Source organism: Pararhizobium sp. P1_E7 (assembly GCF_056405855.1).
The window spans coordinates 188543-213883 of sequence record NZ_JBFUBH010000002.1; the positions used below are offsets into that span (position 1 = coordinate 188543).

A 25341-nucleotide genomic window follows, 5' to 3' on the forward strand; every position below is an offset into this window, starting at 1 on the left:
CCCGCAGGCGGGGAGAGGGGGCATGCCCTGATTTGGCTGAGGGGCTGCGGGTTGGTCCTTCTCCCCGCCTGCGGGGAGAAGGTGCCCGAAAGGGCGGATGAGGGGCTTATCAACACCAATTGAATTTCAGGAGAACACAATGGCTATCGAAGGAACCACAGAGGTTCGCGAAAAACGCATTCGCCTCGGCATGGTCGGCGGCGGTTCCGGTGCGTTTATCGGCGCGGTCCACCGCATGGCCGCGCGGCTTGACGATCATTTCGAACTGGTCGCGGGCGCCCTGTCGTCAACGCCGGAAAAGGCGAAAGCCTCCGGCGCCGAACTGGGCCTTGACCCGTCGCGCAGCTATTCCGATTTCAAGGAAATGGCGATCCGCGAGGCCAAGCTTAAGAACGGCATCGAGGCCGTCGCGATCGTCACGCCGAACCATGTGCACTACGAGGCCGCCAAGGAATTCCTGAAGCGCGGCATCCATGTGATCTGTGACAAGCCGCTGACCTCGACGCTATCAGATGCCAGGAAGCTGAAGAAGCTGGCGGACGAGAGCGATGCCCTGTTCGTGCTGACGCATAATTACACCGGTTATCCGATGGTTCGCCAGGCCCGCGAGATGATCGAGAATGGCGATATCGGCGCCGTCCGCCTCGTGCAGATGGAATATCCGCAGGATTGGCTGACCGAGAATATCGAACAGTCCGGCCAGAAGCAGGCGGCATGGCGCACCGATCCGTCGAAGTCGGGCGCTGGTGGCTCGACCGGCGATATCGGCACCCATGCCTATAATCTCGGCGCCTTCGTTTCCGGTCTGGAGCTTGAAGAGCTTGCCGCCGATCTCGACAGTTTCGTCGAAGGCCGGGCGCTGGATGACAACGCCCATGTGATGATGCGTTTCAAGGCAAAGAACGGCCAGCGTGCCAAGGGTATGCTGTGGTGCAGCCAGGTCGCTCCCGGCCACGAGAACGGCCTGATGGTCCGCGTCTATGGCACCAAGGGCGGCCTGGAGTGGACCCAGAAGGATCCGAACTATCTCTGGTATACGCCGTTCGGCGAACCGAAGCGGCTGATCACCCGTGCCGGTGCAGGCTCCGGCCCGGCCGCCGCGCGCGTGTCCCGCATCCCGTCCGGACATCCGGAAGGCTATCTCGAAGGCTTCGCCAATATCTACACCGAAGCCGCACGCGCGATCTTTGCCAAGCGCAAGGGCGAGGCGGCCGATCCGGCTGTCGTCTATCCGACAATCGACGATGGGATGAAGGGCATGGTGTTCGTCGATGCCTGCGTCCAGTCCTCCAAGCGTAACGGGGCGTGGGTGAAGGTCTGAACATCTTTGATCGGATCAGGCGCTATCGCGGACGTTTCGCGGTAGCACCTGTTTTGCGACATCTCGTTTTGGCCTGGGCGCCGCTGCGTGGGCGCGAACTGCCCAGAGGGAGAGCATATCGGGGTCATCCATGACCTCCGCCGGTGCTTCACAATAGCTTGTGACCGTCACCGTCTTCGACCTGCTCGAATATTGAAACGGCAATGCGCCCATTGCTTCGAATGCGGCGCGCCCGTCGCTGTCGACTCTCAGATAGAGAGAGCCCTTCATGACGAAACCGAATTGGACGCCATCTGCCTTCAGCGCAGCACCACCGAAAAAACGCGAGACTGAAACCGGCCCGATGCCTTGGATGCGCTCCGCAACCTCGCGGGCCAGATCAAGCGCGGCGATGCTCACGCTTCGACGCCCTGTTCTGCCGGGTAAAAGAAGCCGCTGATATCGCGCAAGCGACCATCCTCTGTGAGGGTGGCAAAGCTTGTGCCGGCCTGCAATATGCTGCCATCGGGTCCGTGCAGCGCCCAGCGGGCCAGTGATCGGCCGTGATGGTGAAGGACCGAGCGAATCTGGAACTGTCCACCCGGAGCGCTCTGCTGGAAATGGCCCATATATGTCGAAAGTTCCGCCGGTCCGTGGATGAGGCCATTCGGATCGCAATAGGTTGCGTCACCGGCAAGGCATTCTGCAAGCTCGGTCTTGCGCTGTTCGTCTTCCATCGACCAAACCGCCGCATATCGTTTCCACAGTGCTTCAGATGTCATAGTGAGCCTCCAATTCATGAAATTCCGCGGCGACGAGCCGCTCAAGCGCAGGTTTGTCTTGTCCTGCGCGAACAAGGACCAGCAGACCCTGATAAAGGGCCAGCAACTTCGTGGCCGCCAACTTGGGGTCGATGTCGGCGCGCAGACTGCCGTCGTGCCGTGCTGCCACCAGCCGCTCGGCGAAAACCTTGAAAAGCGTGTCCATGCCTGCATGCACGTGGCGGTAGGCGTCCTCGCCGCGGCCAAGTTCCACCGCGGAATTGGTGATCAGGCAGCCGTGGCTTTCACCATTCGGCTCGTGCATGAGCGAGGTGAAAAGGTCGCGCAAACCAGCCAAGCCGGCGGTGGCTGGAGCAAACCGTTCGATCCGGCCACCGAGGACGACTTGGTTGTAGTGCTCGAATGCGGCATCGAACAATCCCGCCTTGTCGCCGAAGCTGTTGTAGATGCTGCCTGCCTTGAGGCCGGTCGCATCCTCAAGATCCCGGATCGAGGCGCGCTGATATCCATCGCGACGGAAAGCATGCATGGCGCCCTTCAGTACGGACGATTCATCGTAGGAGCGGGGGCGGGACAAAATAAGCCTCATTTTTGAATTCTTATTCTAGAATATAAATTCAAAAACGACTTGTCAATCCCGGTATTTGCCCGGAACGCCCACGAGGGCCAAATGGACGTGTCTGACATAAATCTGTAACGTTGCAGACTTGCCATATACGCTCTGTACAAGGCTATTTCACTTGGCTAAACCCGCTACCGAACTCAGGGGCCGCAGCCCTGACGAATGTAGATCGGAGATTTTCATGATCGATCCAAAAAACCTTGCCGCTCGCTTCCCCGGCGATTTCATTTTCGGCGTGGCGACCGCCTCGTTCCAGATCGAGGGCGCCACCAAGGCCGATGGCCGCAAGCCGTCCATCTGGGACGCCTTCTCCAACATGCCGGGCCGGGTCTATCAGGGCCACAATGGCGACATCGCCTGCGATCATTACAACCGGCTGGATGAAGACCTCGACCTGATCCAGAGCCTCGGCGTCGAGGCCTACCGCTTCTCGATTGCCTGGCCGCGGATCATTCCGGAAGGCACCGGGCCGATCAACGAGAAGGGGCTGGATTTCTACGATCGCCTCGTTGACGGCCTGAAGAAGCGCAATATCAAGGCGTTCGCCACGCTCTATCACTGGGACCTGCCGCTGGCGCTAATGGGTGACGGCGGCTGGACGGCGCGCTCGACGGCCTATGCTTACCAGCGCTATGCCAAGACGGTGATCTCTCGCCTCGGCGATCGGCTGGATGCGGTCGCGACCTTCAACGAGCCATGGTGCTCCGTCTGGCTCAGCCATCTCTGGGGCATCCATGCGCCGGGCGAGCGCAACATGGATGCGGCCCTTCATGCGCTGCATTTCACCAATCTCGCCCATGGCCTCGGCGTCGCCACCGTTCGCGAGTTGCAGCCAAATCTGCCGGTCGGTATCGTCATCAACCCGATGCACATCTACGCCGGCAGCGATAGCGCCGAGGACAAGGCGGCCGCCGAGCGGGCTTTCGATTTCCACAACGGCGTGTTCTTCGGCCCGGTCTTCAAGGGCGAATATCCGGAAAGCTTCCTTTCGGCACTTGGCCATCGCATGCCGGCAATCGAGGATGGCGACATGGCGACGATCAGCCAGAAGACCGACTGGTGGGGCGTCAACTACTATACGCCGATGCGCGTTTCGCATGACCCGGCCGCAGGCGCCGAATTCCCGGCAACGATCAGTGCCAAGCCGGTCAGCGACGTGAAGACCGATATCGGCTGGGAAGTGTTTCCGCAGGCGCTGGGAGATCTCATCCGCACGGTCAATGACCGCTACGCGCTACCGGATTGTTACATCACCGAGAACGGCGCCGCCTATAATATGGGCGTCGAAAACGGCGGCGTCGACGATCAGCCGCGCCTCGACTATATCGCCGACCATCTTGCGATGACGGCGGACCTGATCAGGCAAGGCTATCCGATGAAGGGCTATTTCGCCTGGAGCCTGATGGACAATTTCGAATGGGCGGAGGGCTACAAAATGCGCTTCGGCATCGTCCACGTTGATTACGACACCCAGGTCCGCACCATCAAGAAGAGCGGTTACTGGTACAAGGAACTGGCCGAGCAGTTTCCGAAGGGCAACCACAAGGCCGGGTGACAGCTGCGGCGTAAACTGCATCATGGCCGGGATCGATTCTTTTGGGGAAACTTCGATGTCCGACCCGCTCGTCCTTTATGCCCTTTGCGGCAGCCTGCGAAAGGCTTCGACCAATCTTGCGTTGCTTGAAGCATTGCGCGATCTCGCTCCATTGGACATCAGGGTCGAAATCTGCGATCTGCTCGGCGAGTTGCCGATCTTCAACCCCGATCGGGAGACAGACGACATGCCGGGCTGCGTGCTGGCCCTGGCTGCAAAGATCCGCGACGCCGACGGGCTGATCGTTTCTTCGCCAGAATATGCTCATGGCATTCCGGGTGGCCTGAAGAACGCGCTCGACTGGCTCGTTTCCCGGGATGAGATTCCGCACAAGCCGGTCATGCTGGTGCATGCCTCCTATCGCGGCGACTTCGCTCTGGACGCGCTGGCGGAGGTACTGAAAACCATGTCCGTTCGACTGGTTAAGGAAGCCTCGTTGCGCATCAATCTGCTCGGCAAGTCGGCGGAGCAGCGTCAGACCATTTTGGCGAATCGTGAAAGTCAGACGCTTATTACGGACAATCTCCAACGCTTCGCGCATGTCTGCCGGGGCCATGGCCGGCTAGAGGCAATTGGCAGCGAATGAGCTGACATCCTATGCCGGGCCATGGTTCTTCACTTTTGCGCCGGAAAGTTGCGGACTGTGCTCTAGCTTCCCAGATGCCGTTCGCCGCGCTGCTTTGCCAATTCCATCTGGCGCTGTCTTTGGCGGTAGCGCCGGCGGTCTTCCTCGGTGCGGGTATCGTGGCAATGGATGCAGGTGACGCCATGCTCGTGATGCGGTGACAGAAGGTCCTGCGGCGTCAGCGGCTGGCGGCAGGCGTGACACAGCGTGTGTTCGCCTTCCTTCAGGCCGTGGGTCACCGACACCCGGTCGTCGAAGACGAAGCAGGCGCCGTCCCACAGGCTGTCCTCTTCCGGCGTTTCCTCCAGATATTTCAGGATGCCGCCCTTGAGGTGATAGACTTCGTCAAAACCCTGCTCCTTCATGAAGGCCGTCGCCTTCTCGCAGCGGATGCCGCCGGTGCAGTACATGGCGATCTTCGGCTTATTGTGGAGACCGGTGTTGCTCTTCACCCATTCGGGAAAATCGCGGAAACTCTTAGTGTTCGGATCGACCGCGCCGCGGAACATCCCGATGGCGGTCTCGTAATCGTTGCGCGTGTCGATTACCAGCGTGTCGGGATCGGAAATCAGCGCGTTCCAGTCCTTGGGCGCCACATAGGTGCCGACGATCTTGTTGGGGTCGATATCCTCGACGCCCATGGTGACGATTTCCTTCTTCAGCCGCGCCTTCATGCGCAGGAACGGCATGGAGGACGCCCAGCTTTCCTTGTGCTCGAGGCCCGCGAATTCAGGCTGCGCGCGCAGGAAGGCGAGGACGGCTCTGATGCCATCTTCCGGTCCGGCGATCGTACCGTTGATGCCTTCGTGCGCCAAAAGCAGCGTACCCTTGACTCCGTTATCGTCACAGATTGCCTGCAGCGGCTCGCGAAAGGCGGCGAACCGTTCGGACGAGACGAAATGGTAAAGCGCTGCCACCAGAAACTGGCCGCTGGCTTCCGGGCGAGGAGTTTGGATCGTGTCTGTCATGCGGCGTGAAATACAGCTTTCGGCTCTTTCGCGCAATTGCCATTGCGGCATGGCAGTCTTGCGGCCCGGTCGCTTCTGCCGGGCCGCGCCAAAGCGGATCAGATGCCTTCGGGCGTGAAGACGCGCAGGCGGTGGCCGTCCGGGTCTGCTCCGGTAAACGTATAGCCGAAATCCATGGCCACAGGTTCCTGCAGGATGGTCACGCCCTTCCGGCTCCATTCGGCGTGCAGCGCATCGACGCCTTCGCGTCCCGCAACCGAAATCGCCAGCTCGCTGCCGCCGGCAGTGCCAGTGACTTTCGGCTCCATGGTCTTTCTGGACCAGAGGCCAAGCTTGGTGCTTTCGTTCATCTTGAACAACGCGAAGGTCGGCGAGAGTTCAAGCGGCGTCGCGCCGAGAACTGTCTGATAGAAATTGGCGCTTTCTGCCGGGCTATCGACGGCAAGCAGGATGTAGTCGGCGGTCATGATGGTCTCCTTCGTGGTTGCGGAGACCGTTTTAGACCGGCATGCTGCCAGTTTATGGCAGTATGATCACATGTCCTGTATGAGGTTGTGCCGCCGCCGCCAGTCCGCCAGAAGGTGCTGGCGCCTGCGCGGGATACGGATGTCGGTTACCGTCATGGAGGTTATTCGTTCGGCGCGGAAATGACGAAAATCCTCGCGCATTTCGCACCATGCGGCCAGCACCCGGGTTTCCTCGAAATAGCCGAGTGCGAAAGGCCAGATACGCCGGCTGGTGGTTCGGCCGTTGACGTCGCCATAATCGATATCGAGCTTCAATCCCTGCCGTATGGCTTCTCTGACCGCGGCCAGATCCGTCGTTCCGACATTGGGTTTTCGGGCAGAGGAGACCAGCAGCGAATTCGTCTCCAGTTCGTGGCGCAGATCGGCGGGCAGCACCGCGGCGATCTTTGCCAGCGCATTGCGCGCCGCATCCTTCAGTTCGTCGTCGGTCCGCGCCGCCACCCAGCGCGCGCCGAGCACCAGCGCTTCAATCTCCTCTTCGCTGAGCATCATCGGCGGCATCAGGAAACCGGGCTTCAACACATAGCCGAAGCCGGGCGCGCCCTGAATGTCGGCGCCTTGCGCCTGCAGCGTGGCGATGTCGCGGTACAGTGTGCGGATGCTGATGCCCATGCGTTGCGCCAGCGCGCTGCCGCTCACCGGCCGTCGGTACGTGCGCAGAAGCTGAATAAGGTCGAGAAGCCGGGTAGAGCGGGACATGCCTCACCATACTGTCATGGAATGGCAGTATCAATGCGGGTAGCGTGTGTCAGCCGCATCTTGCCATAGAAGGCTGATCATGCGGCTTTCCTCTTTCGGATCGTCGGGGAAAACGGAATCGGCAACCTTCAACGCAGCTTCCCGCAGATATTCTTGCCGGGTGATCACGGCCGCCAGGAGATATGCAACGTCCTCGCTCTTTCCGAAAAGGTGCGGCTGCTCATCGACAAGCGAAGCGAGCAACGCGAGATCGTTGTGATGGCCGAGCAGATCGACGGCCTTCGTAACCTCGATCCGCTTTGCCCGCATCGCCGAGGGCCAGAGACGTTGCAACAGATCAAGATCGAAACGGTAGTCCTGGCTGCGTTTGCGCAACTCATGGAACACATGCGCATCGGTGGTGTCCGCGCAGGCCTCCCGCGCTGCGGCGGCACTTTCCAGCGTCTTGCGCCAACCTTTGGCAATGCGTTTGGCGCCCTTTTTGCCGCCATCCTGAAACGTGATGCGTGAAAGCGCGTCCAGTGCCCCGCGACAGGTGGTGATTGCCGCCGCCACGGTCTCTTCCAGCCGCTTCCCGCCATCGGCAGGTTCGTCGCGCCGGGCGTTCAACACCTTGCCGATCCGTTTCAGTGCCGCACGCTCGTCGCTGTTGCCGGCATGTTCCACGAGATACTGGCAGACCTCGACGAGGGCGGTTGCATCGCGGGAGGTTGAGAGCGTTCTTGCCATGTTGCGGATGCGGGCATTCTCCGAGCGCTGGAAGTCCGGTATGTCGGCGGCGGCGAGGCGATAGAGGGAGCGAAGTCTTTTGAAGTTCTTTCGGGCATCGTGGATCGCCTCCGCCAGCCCCTGCGGACGATCCGTCAGCGCGGCGATGGCGAGCGTCAACTGCTCGGTTCCGACCGCTTTGAATTCCGTCGTGAAATGGTCAGAAGGGCGAATATGATAGCTCATGATCTGCCTTCGATTCCAACGGGCTGGTTGAGAGATACTGGTTCGAGTAATGCGGGTCGCCGGTCACCTCAGTCCCTAGCCAGGAGGGGAGGTCCGGCGTGTCGCCTTCGGCGTCCAGTTCGACTTCGGCAACGACAAGGCCTTCATGCGCGCCAGCATAGACATCGACCTCCCAGACAAAGCCGCAATGCTCCAACTCGTAGCGGGTCTTTTCGATGATCAGGCCAACGGCTTTCGACATCATCTCCTTGGCGTCGGCAATCGGGATCTCGTATTCGAATTCGTCCCGCGTCATCGAGCCGGCGCCGATCTTGATCGTCAAATTCGCGCGCGTCTCGTCCATCAGGCGCACGCGCACGGAACGGTCGTCCATGGTGACGATGTAAGCCTGCAGAAAGCGCGTGCCGCCATCTGCGGTCTTGCGCCAGCCGTCGGACGCCACCAGAAACTTGCGTTCAATTTCCTTGGCCATTGATAAGTCTGCCGTTTCTGCCCTCACTCGCGCCCAGACTACAGGATTGTGACGCCGGGACAAGTTCAGGCTGTTGCGGCATTTGCATCGCGCTAACCCAGCCCCTCTTGTCAAGCATGCGTCACCGTGTCCGAATAGGGGCGGGCGGTCCCGTTCGGTATCGACAAAAGCCGACGGGAAGAGTATTCGAACCTCACTTCAATCGTTTTAAAAGGCTGTCCGGCATGAGCGAGAAAACCGATAGACTTCTTTCCGTCCTGAAATTGCAGCCGGTTGTTCCGGTGCTGATCATCGATGACGTCGCCACCGCCGTGCCTTTGGCGCGTGCCCTCGTCGCCGGTGGTTTGAAGGCGATCGAAATCACGCTGCGCACGACGGCCGCTCTCGAAGCGATCCGCGCCGTTGCCAACGAAGTCGAAGGCGCTGTCGCTGGCGCCGGAACCATCCTCAATGCCGCGCAATACGAGGCGGCTGTCGAGGCAGGATCGCAATTCATCGTCAGCCCCGGCACGACGCAGGAACTGATCGACGCTGCCAATGATTCCGACATTCCGCTTCTGCCGGGTGCCGCCACCGCCAGCGAAGTCATGGGCCTGCGCGAAGAAGGCTATAAGGTGATGAAGTTTTTCCCGGCCGAACAGGCGGGCGGCGCTGCCTACCTGAAGTCGTTGTCTTCGCCGCTTGCCGGCACCTTGTTCTGCCCGACCGGCGGTATTTCGCTGTCGAATGCGAAGGATTATCTGTCGCTGCCAAACGTCGTCTGCGTCGGCGGCTCCTGGGTCGCACCGAAGGAACTGGTCGCCAAGGGCGATTGGGCTGGCATCACCAAACTGGCTGCGGAAGCTTTCGCGCTGCGGGGCTGATCGCCCCTTTCGCATCCGGGGGCGGCCTTCTCCATGGGCAACGGCCCCGGGACAATATGCGGCCTTCATTCCACCCTGCGTAAAGGCGGGGTGGAATGCGATCTGTCGCGCATCCCGTGATTGCACCTATTTTGACTCCCGTTTTCAATTGTATTCCTCTCGTTGCATTCCTATGTCTCAATCCGACTTTAACCGGCCAGGGAGTGTGACCGAATGTTTGACGCGAAGAAATTGCTGGATCAGTTTTTAGGTTCGCAGATCCCCGGTGCCGGCGGCACGGTGCGCGAGCGCGCCGGACAGGCGACGCAGCTTGCCAAGGATAATCCGCTTGCGGCCGGCGCCATCGCGGCGGTGCTGCTCGGCACGGGGACCGGCCGTCAGGTCGCGGGCTCGGCCCTGAAGCTCGGCGGCCTCGCTGCTATCGCCGGCCTTGGCTATCAGGCCTACAAGAACTATCAGGCCGGCAAGGAGCCCGCCGCACAGCCGGAGGCGCAGGCCCAGCCGGAGCTTTTGCCGCCGCCGTCCGATTCCGGTTTCAGCACTGAACCCGCCGCCATCCGCAACGATTTCGTTCTCGTTCTTGTCCGCGCCATGATCGCCGCTGCCCGCGCCGATGGCCATATCGACGATGTCGAGCGCGCCCGCATCATGGACAAGGTTAAGGTCTCCGGCCTCGATTCCGAAGCCGAACAGTTCCTGCACGAAGAACTGAGCAAGCCCGTCGATCTCGATGCGATCGTCGCGGCGGCCGTGACCGAGGAGGAACGCGTCGAGCTTTACACCGCCTCGCGCCTGGCCATCGATGCCGACAGCCGGGCAGAGCGGGGTTATCTCGACCAGCTCGCCGGACGCCTCGGCCTTGCCGATGCGCTGATCGATCATATCGAAGCGACCGTTTCGGCGGCCAAGACGCCGGTTGTCGAGGCTCAGGCAAATCCGCCACAGACGTCAGTGCCGCAAACCGGTCAACCGCCAATCAAGTCGCCTTGGTGATCGATCCATCATCACTTTGCATTTGTGCGGATGCCTGAGCTGTCCTATGCCAGCATCAACGCCCTTGTCATGACCGGTCCGGGCAGCGCCCGCGCCGGTCGCAAGGCTGATGGTAGGATCTCTCCTGGAGTTTGCAGATGCGTGATTTGACCAATTGGACTGGCTGCCCGGCTCCAAAGCCAGTGGCTCTCGAAGGCCGCTACGTCCGGATCGTGCCCTATGATCGGGCAGCACATCTGGAAGCGCTGTGGCAGGCCTTTGGCGGTCTGGAGATCAATACGCGCCTTCAATATTTCGCCCAGGATAATTTTCGTGGGATCGAAGATTTCGATGCCTGGCTGACCGCGGTGCAGAAATCCGGCTGGATCACCGAGGTGTTCTGCGACAAGGCCAGTGGTGACGTCGTCGGCATGGCCAACTATATGCGGCCGGATCCGGCCAATGGCGTGGTCGAGGTCGGCGGTGTCGCCCATTCCTTCGCGATGGCCCGCTCTCCGCTGTCGACCGAAGTGCACTATCTGATGGCCAAGCACGCCTTCGAGGATCTCGGCTACCGGCGTTACGAATGGAAGTGCGACAACCGCAACGAGGCGAGCAAGAAGACGGCGAACCGCCTCGGTTTCAGCTTCGAAGGCGTCTTCCGCCAGCATATGCTGTCGAAGCGCGCCAATCGCGATACGGCCTGGTTTTCGATCATCGACGGCGAATGGCCTTTGCTCAACGCTTCTTTCGAAGCCTGGCTGTCGCCGGAGAATTTTGCCGCAGACGGCACGCAGAAGCGCAAGCTTGAAGATATCCGCGCCGGACTGGCGCAAAAGGAGACGGCATGACGACCCCGGAAAAAAAGGACCGCTCGCCGACGATTGCCGCAGCAGTCATCCTGCTTGTGGTCGGGGCAGGGTTCTTCTTCCTGCCGAAGATCATGCTCTGGCTCGGCACGTTCTCGCCCTGGCTGGCGGCTGCCTTCGGCGCGGTCTTCGTGCTCGCCTTCTTCCTGATCTTCTGGCTGCGGGCCCGCTACCAGCGCCGGCGCGGGCTCTGACCGGCTGCTGCATAATTCCTCAAGTCGGAATCGATTTAAGGAAAAATTATGCAGCAAATTTAAAGTGCTGCAGCGACCTTTACGCGTCATGAATGACGCGCGGCGCTGTAGAGCATTTCCGCATTTCTTCGAATCGCGAAAACGCTCTTTTGCGCAATTCCGGACGCACAACCGCTGCGCACTTTTGCTGGAATTGCTTTAGCCCTGCAGCGACGCCCCGAGCAGGACGATCCCCAGCACCAGCACCAGCAAGGCGCCGGATATTTCGATGCCATTGCTGATGCGCATGGCCGATGAGCCGCTGGATGCGTAACGCATGGCCAGGTCCTTGGCGGTGACGGCCAGCGTCGCCAGCGCAGAGACGGTGATCGCCGTGCCGATCGACATGGCAAAAACCGAAAGCACGCCTCCCAGGTAAAGCCCGTTCAAAAGTGCGAAGCTGAGCACGATCAGGGCGCCGGAGCAGGGCCGCAGGCCGACCGCAATGATCGCCGACCAGGCTTCGCGCAGCGCAAAGCGGTCGCCTTTCAGCATCGACGGATCGGGCGCATGGGCGTGACCGCAGGTATCGCAGACCTCGCCGGGGCCATGGCCGTGGTCATGGGAATGATGTTCGTGGCCGTGGTGATGCCCGTGATCGTGTTCGTGATCATGTGCCATGGCCGGAGCCAGACGGCGTTCCCGCATGCCCCGCAATTTGCGAAACAGCAACCAGCCGCCGAAGGCTGCAATCAGCGCGTAGCTCACCACTTCGAGGAAATGCGTCGCCTGCGTCATCGAGATCGATGATCCGCGCAGCACGAGATAGGCAGCACCCACGAGAAGAATGGCAACGCCTCCCTGCATCATCGATGACAGGAACGACAAAAGCACGCCGCGCTTCAGTTCGGTCTCGTTGGCGATCATGTAGGAGGAAATGACAGCCTTGCCGTGGCCCGGGCCGGCGGCGTGGAAGACGCCATAGGCAAAGGACAGGCCGATCAGCGACCAGAGGTGCCAGGGGTTTTCCCGCATGGCTTTGATTGATTCCGTCAGCGTATGGTAGAAACGCTGCTGTTCCATGTTCACCCAGGCGAAGAAGCCGCCGAAGATGCCCGTCGTGTTGAAGGCAGGCTCAGCGGTGCCGATGCCGAGCGGCGATTGTGCGTGGGCCATGGTGATACCGGCGACTGTCAGGATCAGCGCCAGACCCAGCAGGGGCGCGGGACGGCGCGCCCTCAGCATTTGAACTCGATTCGTGTGGCAAACATCTTCGACATGTCGGTTCCCGTCGGGTCGTTGAAGAAGGCGTCGGTGAGGCTTGCCTGGTTCTGGGCAAGCACTTCATCCGGGTCGGGACGAACCACCTTGTGCTCGCAGGCATTCAGCTGATCGCCGACCGCCACAAGATCGCCGTCCGTCGGAAAATCCATCGCCGTGTACATGGTGGGATCATAAACCCCGAATGACATATTCCCCTTGAGCGGCATCGGCTCGGCGGGCTTGACGGCAAACATCAAAAGCAGCTGCCCGTCCTTGTAGTCGGCGGTGATGGCATCCGGCTTGCTGACCTTGATGGTTTTGCCGTTGTCGGTGATCGTCGTGTAGTAATTGTACTCCTGCAGGGAATCGAGAACCGTCTGGCCGACCTCCTGCAGTTCGTCGGGATCAAGCTGAGCATTGGAATTCTTGTCGAAATCCATCACCACACTGGCAGAAAACAGCTCGTCGAAGCGCCAGACATTGCGCAGCTCGGTGATCTGGTTGGTGGCATCAGCAACGATCTCAAGCCGGGCCTCGGCGAAAATGTGCGGATGGGCAAGCGCCGCGCAGGGCGCAAGCACGGCCGCTGCCGTCAGGATCAGGGACGATCGGTTCATTCTGTCATGATTCCTTTGGCTGTTCCGGCGCAGTACCGGCATCCATGCAATGGATGTTAAATGGGACGGAATTGGGACTTTTGCCCTGCAACAGCCGCGTCAATTTCCCGTGTGCTTGCGAAACCAGTTGTGCAGGAAATCGACCAGGGTGCGCACTTTCGCCGGCAGATAGCGGCGATGCGGGTAGATCGCATAGATGCCGCGATCCTTCGGGAGATAGTCTTCCAGAATGGAAACCAGCGTGCCGGCGGCGATCTTTGGACGGGCGATGAATTCGGGAACGCCGGAGATGCCGATGCCGGATTCCGCCGCACGCACGGCAGCCAGCGGGCTGTTGACTTCGATCGGCCCGCCGACGGGAACGCTGAACCCGGTGCCGTCGGGTTCGACAAATCGCCAGTTGCTGTAGGAACGGCCGTTGGTATCGATGATGCAGGCGTGCCGGGAGAGTTCGGACGGATGTGTGATGGGGCCGCTCTTTTCGAGAAACTCGGGCGATGCACAGATCTTGACCTGAAAATCATCGAGCTTGCGGGCGATCAGCGTCGAATCCTCCAGCTTGGTGATGCGGATCGCCACGTCGAAGCCTTCCTCGACCAGATCGACGAAACGGTCGTCGGAGACGATTTCGAGCGACAGTTCCGGATGCGCCTTGCCGAAATCGATCAACGACTGGCCGATATCCGCATCCACGAAGGTGCGGGGTGCGGAAATGCGCAGGCGGCCCTTGAGATCGGAATTGCTGGCGCGGACGAGATCGGCGAGGTTGTCGATCTCCTTCAGGATTTCCGATGCTGTCCGGTAATAGGTATGCCCGGCTTCGGTCAGCGAAAACTGCCGGGTGGTGCGGTTGAGCAGCAGCGCGCCGAGTTCGTCTTCTAGCTCGCGCACATACTTGGACAGGAGCGCCTTCGAGCGGCCGATGCGCCGGGCGGCTGCGGAAAATCCCTCGGCATCGACGACATCGATGAAGGCGCGAATGCGGGTCAGTGTATCCATCGGGCTGCTGTTCCTGCCTGTTCGGGCTGCCGCCCGTTTGTGATTCGCTTTTCTCGCCGATGCAACGATAGACCGGCATTGCGGAAAGTCGAAGGACTGCCGCGCATGTTAACGTTTGGCGTTTCCCCAACGGCCTGTGCAGCTTTCCAAAAGTGATCTTAAAACAAGACTTTGGGTTCAGCTATGGGTTCGCGCAGATTGTTCAGGAAATGTGAACATCTTAACGGCTTTCGTTGCGCATAAAAAATCGGCAGCCAATTCGAAAAAAGTCTTGATTACGACAAGGTTTTTTCTTATCTCCGCTTCAGCCCAAAGTCGCACGTGCCCATGGGTGTCCGCCGACCCTCGAATTTGGTGAGGAACTCGGTAAGGTACCTGGAATTAACCCCTCCAGTCGCTACTCCGGCCAACCGGAAAATGCGAGGACATCTGAAGCAACGACGGTGCGGGCCTTTTTGTTCTCTCCCTGCTTTCCATCAGCGGGGGTTACTGAAGAGGCACACCTTCATTGCCGGAAGTGCGGTAGGGTCATCCTTCCAATCAATGGCAGACAAAGCGGATCAAAGCTCTTGGCGGGGCGTTGTTCCATCATTCGCGCATCGTGCGCATGTCTGGATCCGGGGTCTCCACCGGCTGGTTCCGGGGCATGTTCGCGTATGTCCTTTGTCCTCCACGTCTTCGTGGAGCATACCTGATTGGGGATAGAACCATGACGACTGCACGTATCATCGACTTCCTGAACACCCGACGTCCCGAAGGCCCATGCCTTGTGGTTGACCTCGATGTCGTGCGTGACAATTTCAAGGCTTTCCGCCACGCTCTGCCGGACAGCTCGATCTACTATGCCGTCAAGGCAAATCCGTCGCCGGAAATCCTGCGCCTGCTCGCTTCGATGGGCTCCAACTTCGATTGCGCGTCCGTCGCAGAAATCGAAATGGCGCTTGACGCCGGTGCGACCGCTTCGCGCATTTCCTTCGGCAACACCATCAAGAAGGAACGCGACGTTGCCAAGGCGCATGCGCTCGGCGTCTCGCTGTTTGCTGTCGACAGCCACGAGGAAGTCGAAAAGATCTCCCGCGCTGCGCCCGGCGCCCGCGTGTTCTGCCGCGTTCTGACAGATGGCGAAGGCGCCGAATGGCCGCTGTCGCGCAAGTTCGGCTGCGTCCCGCAGATGGCTGTCGACGTTCTCGTCTATGCCCATCAGCTGGGTCTTGCCTCGCACGGCGTCTCGTTCCATGTCGGTTCGCAGATGACCAAGGTCGATGCCTGGGATTCGGCGCTCGCCGATGCCAAGCGCGTCTTCGTGCAGCTGGCCAAGCAGGGCATCGAGCTCAAGATGGTCAACATGGGCGGCGGTTTTCCGACCAAGTACCTGCGCGACGTGCCGTCGGCGGAAGCCTATGGCAAGGCGATCTTTTCTTCGCTGCGCAAGCACTTCGGCAACAACATCCCCGAAACGATCATCGAGCCGGGCCGTGGCATGGTTGGCAATGCCGGCGTGATCAAGGCGGAAGTCGTCCTGATCTCGAAGAAGTCGGACAACGACAACCACCGTTGGGTGTTCCTCGACATCGGCAAGTTCGGCGGCCTCGCCGAAACCATGGACGAAGCGATCCGTTACCCGATCCGCACCATCCACGATGCCGACGAAATGGAGCCTTGCGTGCTGGCCGGCCCGACCTGCGATTCGGCTGACGTGATGTACGAGAAGACCATGTATCCGCTGCCGATCACGCTTTCGATCGGCGACGAAGTTCTGATCGAGGGCACGGGTGCCTACACCACGACCTATTCGGCCGTCGCCTTCAACGGTTTCGACCCGCTGAAGTCCTACGTCATCTGATTGGCGTCAAGCCTGCTCCGGGTCGAACCGGAGCAGCACATTCACAATTTGTCATAACCGCCGCTTATCACGGTTTTGGGTACGGGAGGCCAGCATGGCCGCTGTTCTTGATTCTGTTCGCGCCTTCTTTGCGCAGAATGCCTTCACCATCGACACGGAAAATCCGGGCGACGTCGTCGCACGCGAAAATCTGCTTGATCAGGCCATGGGGCCGAACCGCCGCCGCAAGTCGTCCGAGACACTGCGCCGTGGCCGCGTTCCGGCCGAAGGCCTGGCGCTGGTTGCCCGCGATCCGGATGGCCATGTGATCGGTACCGTGCGTCTGTGGAACGTCGAAGCCGGCGTCAGCCGCGACGGTGTCCCCGTTGACGCCTTGCTGCTTGGCCCGCTGGCGGTCGATGCCGCCCACGAGGGCAAGGGTATCGGCGGTGCGCTGATGCGGGCAGCTGTCGGCGAGGCAAAGACCCGCGGTCACGGCGCTATCCTGCTTGTCGGCGATGCGCCCTATTACGAGCGCTTCGGCTTCTTCGCCGTCAAGGCCCAGCATCTCGTCATGCCTGGCCCGTTCGAGCGCAGCCGTTTCTTGGGCCTGGAGCTGAAGGACGGCTGGCTGGAAGGTGCGGCCGGCATGCTGGTCGCCAGCGGCCGCAAGCTTGCCACGCCACGGCTGCGCCGCGCCGCCTGACAATGCAGATGCCATGCTTTCGGGGTGTGGCATCTCTTGCTTTGGGCGCCGAGCTTTAAGTTTCCAATTTTACGCATGTCGTTTTCGCAAAACCGCATCACGCTTTTGAGCGACAGGCTTCAGAACGACCCGCTGACGCGGGCTGTGACCTCGCTGCCCTTGTAGTTGTTGGCAGGGTCCGCTTCTGTCTGTCTGACATAGGCATAGCCGAGTTCGAATTTTGGCTTCTTTTCTTCGCCGAGCGTCAGCTTGGCCGAGACGTTCTTCGTCGTCCGGTCGTAGGCATAATAGACATATTCGCTCTCGGTCCGATCGTAGGCGAGCGTGACCTTTGCCCATGGATTGAGCTGGCGGGATACCGAAATCTTGTAGCTGTCGACGATCTCCGCCAGCGCATCGTCGATATCGCCGATCGTGACGTCATGTTTGTAGGCGGCGGTGAATTCGAGCTCAGCCGGGGCCTTCCATTTGGCTTCACCGCGCAGATAGGGACGGCTTTGCCGTCCTCCATGACTGAGGTCGTCGCTTGACAGCACGATGATGCCGGCTTCCGCGATCAGCGACAGGCTGCCTGCGAATTCCCGGCCGTAGGCGAGCGAGCCGCGCAAGGTCGAGGCCGGGAAGCGCGCGTAGACGGCCTGCTCGTCCTTGTCGATTATCGAGTGACTATACTCGAGGCAGAGGCAGAGTTCCCCGCCTTTGGCTGCGATGTAACGGCTGAGGCCGAGCGTCAAAAGCCCGACGTCCGGATCCAGCTTGACGGGCCTGATGAGGTCGGTCGTGAAGTGCGCGTCGCCTTTGAGCAACTGGCTTATCTTCGCTGTGAAAACCGTTTTGCTTCCAAACGCCGTGGTTGTAATTTTTCCGCCGGCTTGAAGCGCGCGATCCACGGCCCGGTATCCGATGATGTTTCCTGGAAGTTGCAGAAAGACGTCGCCAGAGCTGTTGCGAATGTAGGACGCCTCAAGCTCGACAATTGTATCCTTCCCCAGTTTCTGCGCGTATCCAAGGTTGAAACCTGTTTCGTGTGTATCGCCGAACCGGTAGGCGCCCGTTCGCAGTTCTTCCTGATAGATTGCGTAGCTGAGCTTGGCGTCGTCCTCGCCGATCGTACCCCTCAATTTGAGCGAGCCTTCCCAAAATGGCCCGGAAAGCGGGTCCGGACTTTCCAAAAGGTTGCTCGAGTATCCCTGCCTCGTCCAATATTCGACGGTTGTCTCACCATGCGCCACCCTTGCCACCGGCAGGATTGCCAAGGACATCACGGTGATCAACAAGGCGCGCATCCGCGATTTCCTCAACGCAAGGTTACTTAAGCGTAGTCTGTAGTTATATGGTTAAATAACTCCTATGACTGCTTTGTCGCGGGGCGGGGCGGGCGTCTTTCAGGAAGTATTTCCGGGGGAATTCAGGACTTGGTAATGAATCCTAAAGTTGTATTTATTATGGTTAACAATTTATTATAAAAACCATCGTCGCTTGAGTGTTTCGATTCTAGGCATATCCTCCTGGTTGTGCACAAGGGATGCACCAACAACGGAGGTAATACCATGAACTTTAAGTCCGCATTCATCGCATTCGCCTCTCTCGCAGCTGTTGCCGCCACGGTTTCGCCGGCGTCGGCAGGTGGCCTGTCGCTCAATCTTTTCAATGGCAAAAACAACGGTATCGCCAATGGCGGGATCGTCATCGCGCCGGCTGTCGGCGTCGGCGACGTTCTGTCCGGCAACAACGTTCTCAACAACGCGCTCAACGGCAACAGCGTCAACATTCTCAGCGGCATCCTGTCGGGAAATGACGCCGACCTGGATCTCGGTCTCGGAATCCTGTCCGGTGGTGGCAAGAAGCGCCGCTAAGGCTTGACGCGCAGGGAGGGCGCAGCCCTCTCTCCCTGCGGTTGCTTCCAAAGCGGCCCAACGGCGAATGACATCAGGAGGATGTCATTCGCCGTCCTGCGTTAGAGCCAATATTTGACAGGACCTTCGCGATGAAATAAATGCTCGCCAACGGGTGAGAGCCCCGGCCGTCCGCGAGCTCCGTGCTTTTGGTGAAGTCTCTCGTTCCTCTTCGGTCGTCCATCATTGTGGCGTGCGAACGGTGGCAAGGCGGGCTCCCTCCGAATGACTGCACGCTCCATGTTGGAGACCTGAAGATGCGCGGATCGATCCCGCTTCCCTCACTGGATGCCCTCAAAGACCAGGCAAAGCGGCTGCGTGCCGGCCTTGCTGGAGACGGTCAGGACATCACACATTCGAAATCGCTGGAACTGCTGGCTGTACAATACGGATTCCGGGACTGGAATACGCTGCATGCCGTGGTCGGTAACCGGCCGCCGCTTAATCCCTGGATGCTCGGTTCAAGGGTGAGGGGCCATTATCTCGGCCAGCCGTTCGAGGCGACCATCCTAGGTGTGCAAGCCGTTACCGCCCAGACCGGCCGCTACCGGCTGATGCTGGATTTCGACGAACCCGTGGATGTCGTCACCTTCGAGAGCTTCTCGGCCTTTAGAAAGCGCGTCCAGTGCACGATCGATGAGACCGGCCGAACGGTCGAGAAAACCTCGAACGGCCGGCCGCAGGTGGAGTTGATGTGGTAGCGACGGCAGATCAGACTGCCGGGCGAAACGCCAGTGTCACCTTACCCTTGCGGCCCGTGCCAGCGCATCGTTTTTGAACGATACGCCGATCGCGTGGCAGGCGCTGGCCGTCAAGCCTGCCACTGGCGTTCAAATGCCCATGATCAGCCGGCGATATCGACCACGCCGCAATCGCCTGCTTCCGAACCAAAGGCAAGCTGCCTTCCGTTCTTGTTCCAGGCCATGGCGGTGATTGCGCCCTTGCCTGGGCGGCGCAGCAGCACTTCCTTGCTGTCGGTGAAGCGCACCACCAGGATCATGCCGTCGGCATAGCCGATGGCTGCGATCTCTTCGACGGGATGACAGCAGACCTGCGTCACCATGATGTTGGCGCGGGTGCCGAGTTCGAGCGGCGCCTTGCCCATCGGGCCATCCTTGGCCTGGAACGGCCAGACGATGGCGGCCGGTGCGCCGGAGGAGGCGAGCCATTTGCCCTTGGCGGACCAGGAGACGGACTTGACCTTGGCCGGATAGCCGGTCATGCGCATATGGCGTGTTTCGGCGCCGGGCTTGGTATCGAGCTTCCAGCCGTGCAGCGCGTTTTCCTGCATTGAGGTGACGACGAAACGGCCGTCCGGCGAGAAGGTCACGCCGGTATGGGCGCCCTTCCATTCCAGTTCGACCGGCTGGCTTGCCATCGCCACCCAATGCAGCGAGACGCCGTTATAGCGGGCAACGGCAATGCGCAGGCCCTTGGGTGCAAAGGCGATGCCTTCGACGGTGCGTTCCTCGGTGAAATCCTTGACGGTCCCATCGGCGAGCCGCACATGCGCCGTCTTGCCATAGGCATAGGCAACCGACCCTTGCGGCCCGGCGGCGACCTGCGAAATCCACTTGCGCGGAACATTGGCGATTTCGCTTGTCGTGCCATCCGCCTTGATGCGCAGCACCTTGCCATCCTCGCCGCCGGTCAAAAGCGTATCCGTCGCCTCGTCGCGAATGGAGGAGAGCAGGCCCTGATGCGCTTCGACGGTTTTATGGCCGTGATCGAGGCTATGGATGAGGCCGGAGGATTCGGCAAAGAACGGAATGTCGCCGAGAAAGGCCACGCCGGCGACGTGACCTTGAAGGTCGAGAGGAGCAACTGTCGGCATCAGTGAGCTGCGGCCTCGGCGGGAACAGCCTCGCAGGCCTTGAACGTGCGTTCCAGCTTTTCACGGTCCAGTTCACGGCCGATGAAGACGAGACGGCTCTCATGCTTTTCGCCGTCCTTCCAGGCCCGCTGATGATCGCCTTCGATGATCATGTGCACGCCCTGGACGACATAACGCTCAGCGTCGTCCTTGAAGGCGATGATGCCCTTGAGACGCAGGATGTTTGGGCCTTCCGTCTGGGTGATCTTCTGGATCCACGGGAAGAAACGATCCGGATTCATCTCGCCGCCGCGCAGCGAAACCGACTGAACCGTCACGTCGTGGATCGGCGAGGGGCCGTGATCGTGATGATGGTGGTCATGGCCGTGATGATCATGATCGTGGTGATGATGGTCGTGATCATGGTGATCGTGGTCGCAATCCGGGCCGCAGGCATGATCGTGGTCGTGATGATCCTGGTCGAGGAAATGCGGCTCGTTTTCCAGCGCCCGTTCCAGATTGAATGCGCCCTGATCGAGCACCTTGGTCAGGGCGATATTGGAGCGCTCGGTGCGGTGGATGCGGGCCGACGGGTTGATGGCGCGCACGGTTGCTTCGATCTTTGCCAGCTCTTCCGGCGTGACGAGATCGGTCTTGTTGAGGAGCACCACATCGGCAAAGGCGATCTGGTCTTCAGCCTCTCGGCTGTCCTTCAGGCGCAGCGGCAGGTGCTTGGCATCAACCAGCGCCACGACGGCATCGAGCTCGGTCTTGGCGCGCACGTCGTCGTCCATGAAGAAGGTCTGGGCGACCGGCACCGGATCGGCAAGGCCGGTGGTTTCGACGATGATGGCATCGAAGCGGCCGGGGCGGCGCATGAGGCCTTCGACAACCCGGATCAGGTCGCCACGCACCGTGCAGCAGACACAGCCATTGTTCATTTCGTAGATTTCTTCGTCGGATTCGACGATCAGGTCATTGTCGATGCCGATCTCGCCGAATTCGTTGACGATGACGGCGTATTTCTTGCCATGGGCTTCCGTCAGGATGCGGTTCAAGAGCGTCGTCTTGCCGGCGCCGAGATAACCGGTGAGCACGGTGACGGGAATAGGCTTGGCAGCAGCTGTGGTTGCTTCGGTCATGGGAACCTCGGAAAAATCGGGATGCCGTCAGGCACGGGGTTATCGTTGATATAGGAGATGGGAAGCGCCAGCGCAAATGCCAGCCTGGCAATCTTCACGCTGTTTTATCCGGATCGAAGCGTTTGGGCCTCCCAATCGCGCTTGCTAACGCATGGCGGTCAGATCGAAGGCTGCGACGTCCTCCAGCAACTCGATGATTCCGGAGACGGCGTGGGCGATCAGTTTTTCGCCTCGCTTCGCCGTTGCGGCCGATGCGTCACCGGCGACGCCCTGCTCATTGAGGTCCGACATCTTCCAGCCGAAGGCGTGCGGACCGTAGGCGCGCAGATGCTGGAAACGATGGGCGAAATCGGTCTGGCGGGAGCCGAAGCGCGCCGCCTTCGACATATCCACCCTGTCCGGATACATCGCCAGCATCGCCGATGTCTCGATATCGCCGCCATGAATATCGATCGCCTTGTCGCCCGGTGCCATCCAGCCATCCGGTTGGCCGAATCGCGTCCAGCTCGTCGCCACCGCCAGCATGTTGAACCGTACCCGGGCTTCCGTCGCGACGATGGTCATCAGCGGCGAATTCCCCCCGTGGGCGTTCAGCATGACGAATTTGCCGATACCCTTGCCGTTCAGGTCCTGCGCGATGCCGAGCCAGCGCCGCACCGCCTCATCGTATCCCAGCGAACGCGTGCCTTCGACATCGAGATGTTCGATCGAATAGCCGACAGGCTCCGTGCCGAGAAAAGTGACAGGCAATCCAGCGGGCAGACGGGCAATGATCCGTTCGACGAGACCCTCGGCAATCAGCGCATCGGTTTCAAATGGCAAATGCGGCCCGTGCTGTTCATGGGCGCCGAGCGGCAGCACGGCGATCCAATCTGCCCTTGATGCGGGCGGAAGATTGGAAACATTGTCTTTCCAGCGCGGTGCGGGGAGTGTCATGCTCCTGAGAACCTTTCGGTTGTACTTGCGGTATGGCCGTTATTCGAGTCATACAGGTGGCGGATGGCCGTGCAAGAAATTTGGTGGAGGACCGATGGGAAAGAAGAGCAAGGCCGAAAAAAAAGCCAAGGGCGGCAAGAAGAAGCACCATGACGTCGCGGTCCACGCGCAGGACCTCGCATCGGTGCTGGTGCAGGCGGCGCGCTCGATGCGCACGGTGCTGTCACGCAATCTGCTCGAAAGCGGATTGTACGCCGGCCAGGATGGCGTCATGCTGGCGCTCGCCGATACGGACGGGCTGACCGCCGGTGTTCTGGCGATGAAGCTCGGCGTCAAGGCACCGACCATGACCCGCACCATCGGCCGGATGGAAGCGCAGGGCTTTCTGGAAAGGCGGGCTGACGACGAGGATGCGCGCCTGACCAAGGTCTATCTGACCACCATTGGCCGGGATCGCCTGCAGACTATCGCCGAAGCCGGCAAGACCTCGGAAGACATGGCCACGAAAGGCCTCACCGAAAAGCAGATCAAGACGCTGATGAAGCTGTTGCGCGCCATCGACGGCAATCTCCAGAGCACGGCCGCCGCCGAGTAGATTCCGCGAAGCCGGCTCATGATTTGGCGATTGCGGCGGCGATTTAAACAGTTTAAAGAGGATTTAAAATAGCGGTATTCAGCCGAGGCATCTGAGGGGGAAACGTGGCGCAGAAGATCAAGCTCTCCACCATTGCGGAAACGCTTGGTGTGTCCACGGCTACCGTTTCACTGGCATTGCGCGACAGTCCGCTGGTCGCCGCCATGACCCGCGACAAGATCAAGGATCAGGCCCGGGCGCTCGGCTATATCTACAATCGCCGCGCCGCCAGCCTTCGTACCTCCCGCTCCGGCATCATCGGCGTCGTCGTGCACGACATCATGAACCCGTTCTACGGCGAAATCCTGAAAGCCATCGAGGCCGAACTCGACCGCGACCGGCAGACCTTCATTCTTTCCAATCACTATGATTCCGTCGAAAAGCAGCGCGCCTTCATCGAGACGCTGCTGCAACTGGGCGGTGACGGTGTCATCATGTCGCCGGCAATCGGCACGCCGCCGGAAGATATCCAGCTGGCGGAAGACAATGGCATGCCGGCCATTCTGATTGCCCGCTCGATCGAAGGCCTCGACGTGCCGATCTTCCGGGGCGACGATGCCTATGGCATCTCGCTTGCCACCAATCACCTGATCAGCCTTGGCCATCGCGTTATCGCTATGGTCGGCGGCACGGACCAGACCTCGACCGGCCGCGACCGCTATCAGGGTTACGTCAACGCCCTGCGCAAGGCCAATATCGACGTCGATCCGGACCTGCGTATTCCAGGGCCCCGTTCTATGCAGGGCGGGTTCGAGGCGGCTGTCCACCTGCTGTCGCTGCCGCAGAAGCCGACGGCCGTGGTCTGCTGGAACGATCTCGTCGCCATCGGCATGATGAACGGCATTGCCCGTGCAGGCCTCGTTCCCGGCCGCGATGTGTCGGTCACCGGTTACGATGATCTTGAGGAAGCGTCGATCTCGACGCCGGCGCTGACCACCGTCTGGAACGGTCAGTCCGATGTCGGCCGCAGTGCCGCACGCGCGCTGCTCGACAAGCTGAACGGCAGCCACGAGCCGGATGGTATCCATCTGATCAAGCCGGAAATGCGGATTCGCCAGTCGACCGGCCCGCTTCGGTCCAATTCTGCCGAGTAATCGGGTCCAATCCTGAAGGAGCGAACCATGCCGCACGGCCGCCCTCGTATTCTTGTGCCCGGAAAGATGAGCCAGCGCGTGCTCGACCGTTTGCCGGATTATTTCGAGCCCGTTTTTGTCACTGCTGCCGATCCTGCTCTGGTGACGGCCGGCCTTGCATCCGGTGTTTCCGGTATCGCTGTTCAGGGCAAGATTCCGGCAGAATTCATCGACGCCTTTTCCAACCTCGAAATCATAGCCAATTTTGGCGTCGGCTATGATGGCGTCGATGCGGGACATGCGGCAAGTCGCGGTGTTGTCGTGACCAACACGCCGGATGTGCTGACGGAAGAGGTGGCCGATACAGCGATCGGACTTTTGCTCAACACCTTGCGTCGCTTTCCGGCAGCCGAACAATGGTTGCGGCAGGGGCGCTGGACCAAGGACGGCGCTTTCGCGCTGTCGCCGCTGACGCTGCGCGGCCGCACCGTTGGGCTTTATGGTCTTGGCCGCATCGGGCTGGCCATCGCCAAGCGGCTCGAAGCCTTTGGTGTTTCCATCGCCTACCATACCCGCACGCCGCGCGAGGGGCTAAACTACACCCATTATCCGGCACTCAAGGGGATGGCTGAGGCCGTCGATACGATCATCGTGATCGTGCCCGGCACAGAGAGCACCCGCAGGACGATCAATGCAGAGATTCTGGAGGCCTTGGGGCCGCAGGGTGTGCTGATCAATGTCGGACGCGGAACAACTGTTGACGAGGCAGCCCTTGCCGATGCCCTGCAGCGCGGCGTGATCGCAGCCGCTGGTCTCGATGTCTTCGAGAACGAGCCCTATGTCCCCGACGCTCTTTTAGCGCTGCCGAACGTCTCGCTGCTGCCGCATGTCGGCTCAGCCTCGCAGGCAACGCGCAATGCCATGGCCGATCTGGTCGTGGACAATCTCGTTGCGTGGTTTGAAACGGGTGCGGCATTGACGCCGGTCGTCGAGACGCCGTTCAGGCGCAAGACGGCTTAAA

The 25341-nt window shown here is 60.4% G+C and carries 29 protein-coding genes; 14 read left to right on the forward strand and 15 right to left on the reverse strand.

Translation table 11 applies throughout. The features are described from left to right. Nucleotides 1–139: 139 nt before the first annotated feature. Complete coding sequence (locus tag AC1D17_RS03360; protein ID WP_477564013.1) at nucleotides 140–1321, forward strand: Gfo/Idh/MocA family protein; 1182 nt, start codon at nucleotides 140–142, stop codon at nucleotides 1319–1321. A 15-nt stretch (nucleotides 1322–1336) separates the two neighbouring features. Here the strand turns inward: AC1D17_RS03360 and AC1D17_RS03365 are convergent, their stop codons facing one another. The 3 genes from AC1D17_RS03365 to AC1D17_RS03375 are packed head-to-tail and all read right to left on the reverse strand — an operon-like array spanning nucleotide 1337 to nucleotide 2659. After that, nucleotides 1337–1720, reverse strand: coding sequence for a TfoX/Sxy family protein (locus AC1D17_RS03365; protein ID WP_477564014.1), 384 nt, complete (start codon nucleotides 1718–1720; stop codon nucleotides 1337–1339). Continuing rightward, nucleotides 1717–2082: a nuclear transport factor 2 family protein gene (locus AC1D17_RS03370; RefSeq protein WP_477564015.1), complete on the reverse strand. Its 366-nt coding sequence runs from the start codon at nucleotides 2080–2082 to the stop codon at nucleotides 1717–1719. Before AC1D17_RS03370 ends, AC1D17_RS03365 begins: the two co-directional genes overlap by 4 nt. Beyond that, a complete protein-coding gene (locus AC1D17_RS03375; RefSeq protein ID WP_477564259.1) occupies nucleotides 2072–2659 on the reverse strand; it encodes a TetR/AcrR family transcriptional regulator in 588 nt (195 codons plus the stop codon). The genes AC1D17_RS03370 and AC1D17_RS03375 overlap by 11 nt, the downstream gene beginning before the upstream one ends. Nucleotides 2660–2885: 226 nt before the next feature. Here AC1D17_RS03375 and AC1D17_RS03380 point away from each other — a divergent pair, with 226 nt between their 5' ends. Together AC1D17_RS03380 and AC1D17_RS03385 are read left to right on the forward strand one after the other, a co-directional pair. Then, on the forward strand, nucleotides 2886–4259 hold the full coding sequence (locus tag AC1D17_RS03380; protein WP_477564016.1) for a GH1 family beta-glucosidase: 1374 nt from the start codon (nucleotides 2886–2888) through the stop codon (nucleotides 4257–4259). 55 nt (nucleotides 4260–4314) lie between these two features. Then, nucleotides 4315–4884, forward strand: coding sequence for an NADPH-dependent FMN reductase (locus tag AC1D17_RS03385; protein ID WP_477564260.1), 570 nt, complete (start codon nucleotides 4315–4317; stop codon nucleotides 4882–4884). A 62-nt stretch (nucleotides 4885–4946) separates the two neighbouring features. Here the strand turns inward: AC1D17_RS03385 and trhO are convergent, their stop codons facing one another. The 5 genes from trhO to AC1D17_RS03410 form a co-directional block, all read right to left on the reverse strand. Further along, nucleotides 4947–5891, reverse strand: a complete 945-nt coding sequence (trhO, locus tag AC1D17_RS03390; protein WP_477564017.1) for an oxygen-dependent tRNA uridine(34) hydroxylase TrhO — start codon at nucleotides 5889–5891, stop codon at nucleotides 4947–4949. Between the two features lie 98 nt (nucleotides 5892–5989). Then, nucleotides 5990–6358 carry a VOC family protein gene (locus AC1D17_RS03395; RefSeq protein ID WP_477564018.1) on the reverse strand — a complete coding sequence of 123 codons (369 nt, stop codon included), beginning with the start codon at nucleotides 6356–6358 and terminating at the stop codon, nucleotides 5990–5992. Between the two features lie 66 nt (nucleotides 6359–6424). Then, nucleotides 6425–7117 carry a helix-turn-helix transcriptional regulator gene (locus AC1D17_RS03400; RefSeq protein WP_477564019.1) on the reverse strand — a complete coding sequence of 231 codons (693 nt, stop codon included), beginning with the start codon at nucleotides 7115–7117 and terminating at the stop codon, nucleotides 6425–6427. A gap of 30 nt (nucleotides 7118–7147) precedes the next feature. Further along, entirely contained in the window at nucleotides 7148–8071 is a 924-nt protein-coding gene (locus AC1D17_RS03405) for a CHAD domain-containing protein (protein WP_477564020.1), read from the reverse strand. Next, the gene (locus AC1D17_RS03410; RefSeq protein WP_477564021.1) at nucleotides 8046–8543 is read right to left on the reverse strand and encodes a CYTH domain-containing protein; all 498 of its coding nucleotides are present in this window, start codon (nucleotides 8541–8543) and stop codon (nucleotides 8046–8048) included. Before AC1D17_RS03410 ends, AC1D17_RS03405 begins: the two co-directional genes overlap by 26 nt. A gap of 224 nt (nucleotides 8544–8767) precedes the next feature. On the opposite strand from AC1D17_RS03410, the gene AC1D17_RS03415 reads away from it, so the two are divergent. From AC1D17_RS03415 to AC1D17_RS03430, 4 genes are all read left to right on the forward strand, one after another. Further along, nucleotides 8768–9406: a 2-dehydro-3-deoxy-phosphogluconate aldolase gene (locus tag AC1D17_RS03415; RefSeq protein ID WP_477564022.1), complete on the forward strand. Its 639-nt coding sequence runs from the start codon at nucleotides 8768–8770 to the stop codon at nucleotides 9404–9406. Nucleotides 9407–9619: 213 nt separating this feature from the next. Continuing rightward, nucleotides 9620–10399: a tellurite resistance TerB family protein gene (locus tag AC1D17_RS03420; RefSeq protein ID WP_477564023.1), complete on the forward strand. Its 780-nt coding sequence runs from the start codon at nucleotides 9620–9622 to the stop codon at nucleotides 10397–10399. Between the two features lie 137 nt (nucleotides 10400–10536). Beyond that, complete coding sequence (locus AC1D17_RS03425; RefSeq protein ID WP_477564024.1) at nucleotides 10537–11229, forward strand: GNAT family N-acetyltransferase; 693 nt, start codon at nucleotides 10537–10539, stop codon at nucleotides 11227–11229. Next, a complete protein-coding gene (locus tag AC1D17_RS03430; protein ID WP_477564025.1) occupies nucleotides 11226–11441 on the forward strand; it encodes a hypothetical protein in 216 nt (71 codons plus the stop codon). Before AC1D17_RS03425 ends, AC1D17_RS03430 begins: the two co-directional genes overlap by 4 nt. A 198-nt stretch (nucleotides 11442–11639) precedes the next feature. On the opposite strand, the gene AC1D17_RS03435 is transcribed toward AC1D17_RS03430, so the two are convergent. From AC1D17_RS03435 to AC1D17_RS03445, 3 genes are all read right to left on the reverse strand, one after another. Continuing rightward, nucleotides 11640–12665: a nickel/cobalt transporter gene (locus AC1D17_RS03435; protein WP_477564026.1), complete on the reverse strand. Its 1026-nt coding sequence runs from the start codon at nucleotides 12663–12665 to the stop codon at nucleotides 11640–11642. After that, entirely contained in the window at nucleotides 12659–13300 is a 642-nt protein-coding gene (locus AC1D17_RS03440) for a DUF1007 family protein (RefSeq protein WP_477564027.1), read from the reverse strand. The genes AC1D17_RS03435 and AC1D17_RS03440 overlap by 7 nt, the downstream gene beginning before the upstream one ends. 99 nt (nucleotides 13301–13399) lie before the next feature. Beyond that, entirely contained in the window at nucleotides 13400–14299 is a 900-nt protein-coding gene (locus AC1D17_RS03445; RefSeq protein ID WP_477564028.1) for a LysR family transcriptional regulator, read from the reverse strand. A 709-nt stretch (nucleotides 14300–15008) separates the two neighbouring features. On the opposite strand from AC1D17_RS03445, the gene odc2 reads away from it, so the two are divergent. Together odc2 and AC1D17_RS03455 are read left to right on the forward strand one after the other, a co-directional pair. Beyond that, a complete protein-coding gene (odc2, locus tag AC1D17_RS03450; protein ID WP_477564029.1) occupies nucleotides 15009–16142 on the forward strand; it encodes an ornithine/lysine decarboxylase in 1134 nt (377 codons plus the stop codon). Nucleotides 16143–16236: 94 nt separating this feature from the next. Next, nucleotides 16237–16827 carry a GNAT family N-acetyltransferase gene (locus AC1D17_RS03455; RefSeq protein WP_477564030.1) on the forward strand — a complete coding sequence of 197 codons (591 nt, stop codon included), beginning with the start codon at nucleotides 16237–16239 and terminating at the stop codon, nucleotides 16825–16827. Nucleotides 16828–16946: 119 nt separating this feature from the next. Here AC1D17_RS03455 and AC1D17_RS03460 read toward each other — a convergent pair whose 3' ends face one another. Then, nucleotides 16947–18113, reverse strand: coding sequence for a hypothetical protein (locus tag AC1D17_RS03460; RefSeq protein ID WP_477564031.1), 1167 nt, complete (start codon nucleotides 18111–18113; stop codon nucleotides 16947–16949). A gap of 264 nt (nucleotides 18114–18377) precedes the next feature. Here AC1D17_RS03460 and AC1D17_RS03465 point away from each other — a divergent pair, with 264 nt between their 5' ends. Together AC1D17_RS03465 and AC1D17_RS03470 are read left to right on the forward strand one after the other, a co-directional pair. Next, on the forward strand, nucleotides 18378–18683 hold the full coding sequence (locus AC1D17_RS03465; RefSeq protein WP_477564032.1) for a hypothetical protein: 306 nt from the start codon (nucleotides 18378–18380) through the stop codon (nucleotides 18681–18683). A 296-nt stretch (nucleotides 18684–18979) separates the two neighbouring features. Continuing rightward, the gene (locus AC1D17_RS03470; protein ID WP_477564033.1) at nucleotides 18980–19423 is read left to right on the forward strand and encodes a glyoxalase superfamily protein; all 444 of its coding nucleotides are present in this window, start codon (nucleotides 18980–18982) and stop codon (nucleotides 19421–19423) included. 143 nt (nucleotides 19424–19566) lie between these two features. Here AC1D17_RS03470 and AC1D17_RS03475 read toward each other — a convergent pair whose 3' ends face one another. The 3 genes from AC1D17_RS03475 to AC1D17_RS03485 form a co-directional block, all read right to left on the reverse strand. Continuing rightward, nucleotides 19567–20556 (reverse strand): WD40 repeat domain-containing protein, encoded by a 990-nt coding sequence (locus AC1D17_RS03475; protein WP_477564034.1) that lies wholly within the window; start codon nucleotides 20554–20556, stop codon nucleotides 19567–19569. Beyond that, on the reverse strand, nucleotides 20556–21677 hold the full coding sequence (locus tag AC1D17_RS03480) for a CobW family GTP-binding protein (RefSeq protein ID WP_477564035.1): 1122 nt from the start codon (nucleotides 21675–21677) through the stop codon (nucleotides 20556–20558). Before AC1D17_RS03480 ends, AC1D17_RS03475 begins: the two co-directional genes overlap by 1 nt. 144 nt (nucleotides 21678–21821) lie before the next feature. Then, nucleotides 21822–22613 carry a creatininase family protein gene (locus AC1D17_RS03485; RefSeq protein ID WP_477564036.1) on the reverse strand — a complete coding sequence of 264 codons (792 nt, stop codon included), beginning with the start codon at nucleotides 22611–22613 and terminating at the stop codon, nucleotides 21822–21824. A gap of 94 nt (nucleotides 22614–22707) precedes the next feature. Between AC1D17_RS03485 and AC1D17_RS03490 the strand changes: the two genes are divergently transcribed. From AC1D17_RS03490 to AC1D17_RS03500, 3 genes are all read left to right on the forward strand, one after another. Beyond that, nucleotides 22708–23208, forward strand: coding sequence for a MarR family winged helix-turn-helix transcriptional regulator (locus AC1D17_RS03490; RefSeq protein ID WP_477564037.1), 501 nt, complete (start codon nucleotides 22708–22710; stop codon nucleotides 23206–23208). Nucleotides 23209–23312: 104 nt separating this feature from the next. Further along, nucleotides 23313–24341: a LacI family DNA-binding transcriptional regulator gene (locus AC1D17_RS03495; protein WP_477564038.1), complete on the forward strand. Its 1029-nt coding sequence runs from the start codon at nucleotides 23313–23315 to the stop codon at nucleotides 24339–24341. A 27-nt stretch (nucleotides 24342–24368) separates the two neighbouring features. After that, entirely contained in the window at nucleotides 24369–25340 is a 972-nt protein-coding gene (locus tag AC1D17_RS03500; protein WP_477564039.1) for a 2-hydroxyacid dehydrogenase, read from the forward strand. Nucleotide 25341: the final 1 nt, after the last annotated feature.

Coding starts and splice junctions, on each gene's coding strand:
- AC1D17_RS03460 (WP_477564031.1), bottom strand. CDS start 18,113: ATGCGCGCCTTGTTGATCACCGTGATGTCCTTGGCAATCCTGCCGGTG.
- AC1D17_RS03455 (WP_477564030.1), top strand. CDS start 16,237: ATGGCCGCTGTTCTTGATTCTGTTCGCGCCTTCTTTGCGCAGAATGCC.
- AC1D17_RS03400 (WP_477564019.1), bottom strand. CDS start 7,117: ATGTCCCGCTCTACCCGGCTTCTCGACCTTATTCAGCTTCTGCGCACG.
- AC1D17_RS03470 (WP_477564033.1), top strand. CDS start 18,980: ATGCGCGGATCGATCCCGCTTCCCTCACTGGATGCCCTCAAAGACCAG.
- trhO (WP_477564017.1), bottom strand. CDS start 5,891: ATGACAGACACGATCCAAACTCCTCGCCCGGAAGCCAGCGGCCAGTTT.
- AC1D17_RS03385 (WP_477564260.1), top strand. CDS start 4,315: ATGTCCGACCCGCTCGTCCTTTATGCCCTTTGCGGCAGCCTGCGAAAG.
- odc2 (WP_477564029.1), top strand. CDS start 15,009: ATGACGACTGCACGTATCATCGACTTCCTGAACACCCGACGTCCCGAA.
- AC1D17_RS03475 (WP_477564034.1), bottom strand. CDS start 20,556: ATGCCGACAGTTGCTCCTCTCGACCTTCAAGGTCACGTCGCCGGCGTG.
- AC1D17_RS03420 (WP_477564023.1), top strand. CDS start 9,620: ATGTTTGACGCGAAGAAATTGCTGGATCAGTTTTTAGGTTCGCAGATC.
- AC1D17_RS03430 (WP_477564025.1), top strand. CDS start 11,226: ATGACGACCCCGGAAAAAAAGGACCGCTCGCCGACGATTGCCGCAGCA.
- AC1D17_RS03500 (WP_477564039.1), top strand. CDS start 24,369: ATGCCGCACGGCCGCCCTCGTATTCTTGTGCCCGGAAAGATGAGCCAG.
- AC1D17_RS03360 (WP_477564013.1), top strand. CDS start 140: ATGGCTATCGAAGGAACCACAGAGGTTCGCGAAAAACGCATTCGCCTC.
- AC1D17_RS03435 (WP_477564026.1), bottom strand. CDS start 12,665: ATGCTGAGGGCGCGCCGTCCCGCGCCCCTGCTGGGTCTGGCGCTGATC.
- AC1D17_RS03410 (WP_477564021.1), bottom strand. CDS start 8,543: ATGGCCAAGGAAATTGAACGCAAGTTTCTGGTGGCGTCCGACGGCTGG.
- AC1D17_RS03415 (WP_477564022.1), top strand. CDS start 8,768: ATGAGCGAGAAAACCGATAGACTTCTTTCCGTCCTGAAATTGCAGCCG.
- AC1D17_RS03425 (WP_477564024.1), top strand. CDS start 10,537: ATGCGTGATTTGACCAATTGGACTGGCTGCCCGGCTCCAAAGCCAGTG.
- AC1D17_RS03370 (WP_477564015.1), bottom strand. CDS start 2,082: ATGACATCTGAAGCACTGTGGAAACGATATGCGGCGGTTTGGTCGATG.
- AC1D17_RS03440 (WP_477564027.1), bottom strand. CDS start 13,300: ATGAACCGATCGTCCCTGATCCTGACGGCAGCGGCCGTGCTTGCGCCC.
- AC1D17_RS03405 (WP_477564020.1), bottom strand. CDS start 8,071: ATGAGCTATCATATTCGCCCTTCTGACCATTTCACGACGGAATTCAAA.
- AC1D17_RS03490 (WP_477564037.1), top strand. CDS start 22,708: ATGGGAAAGAAGAGCAAGGCCGAAAAAAAAGCCAAGGGCGGCAAGAAG.
- AC1D17_RS03465 (WP_477564032.1), top strand. CDS start 18,378: ATGAACTTTAAGTCCGCATTCATCGCATTCGCCTCTCTCGCAGCTGTT.
- AC1D17_RS03480 (WP_477564035.1), bottom strand. CDS start 21,677: ATGACCGAAGCAACCACAGCTGCTGCCAAGCCTATTCCCGTCACCGTG.
- AC1D17_RS03485 (WP_477564036.1), bottom strand. CDS start 22,613: ATGACACTCCCCGCACCGCGCTGGAAAGACAATGTTTCCAATCTTCCG.
- AC1D17_RS03395 (WP_477564018.1), bottom strand. CDS start 6,358: ATGACCGCCGACTACATCCTGCTTGCCGTCGATAGCCCGGCAGAAAGC.
- AC1D17_RS03380 (WP_477564016.1), top strand. CDS start 2,886: ATGATCGATCCAAAAAACCTTGCCGCTCGCTTCCCCGGCGATTTCATT.
- AC1D17_RS03445 (WP_477564028.1), bottom strand. CDS start 14,299: ATGGATACACTGACCCGCATTCGCGCCTTCATCGATGTCGTCGATGCC.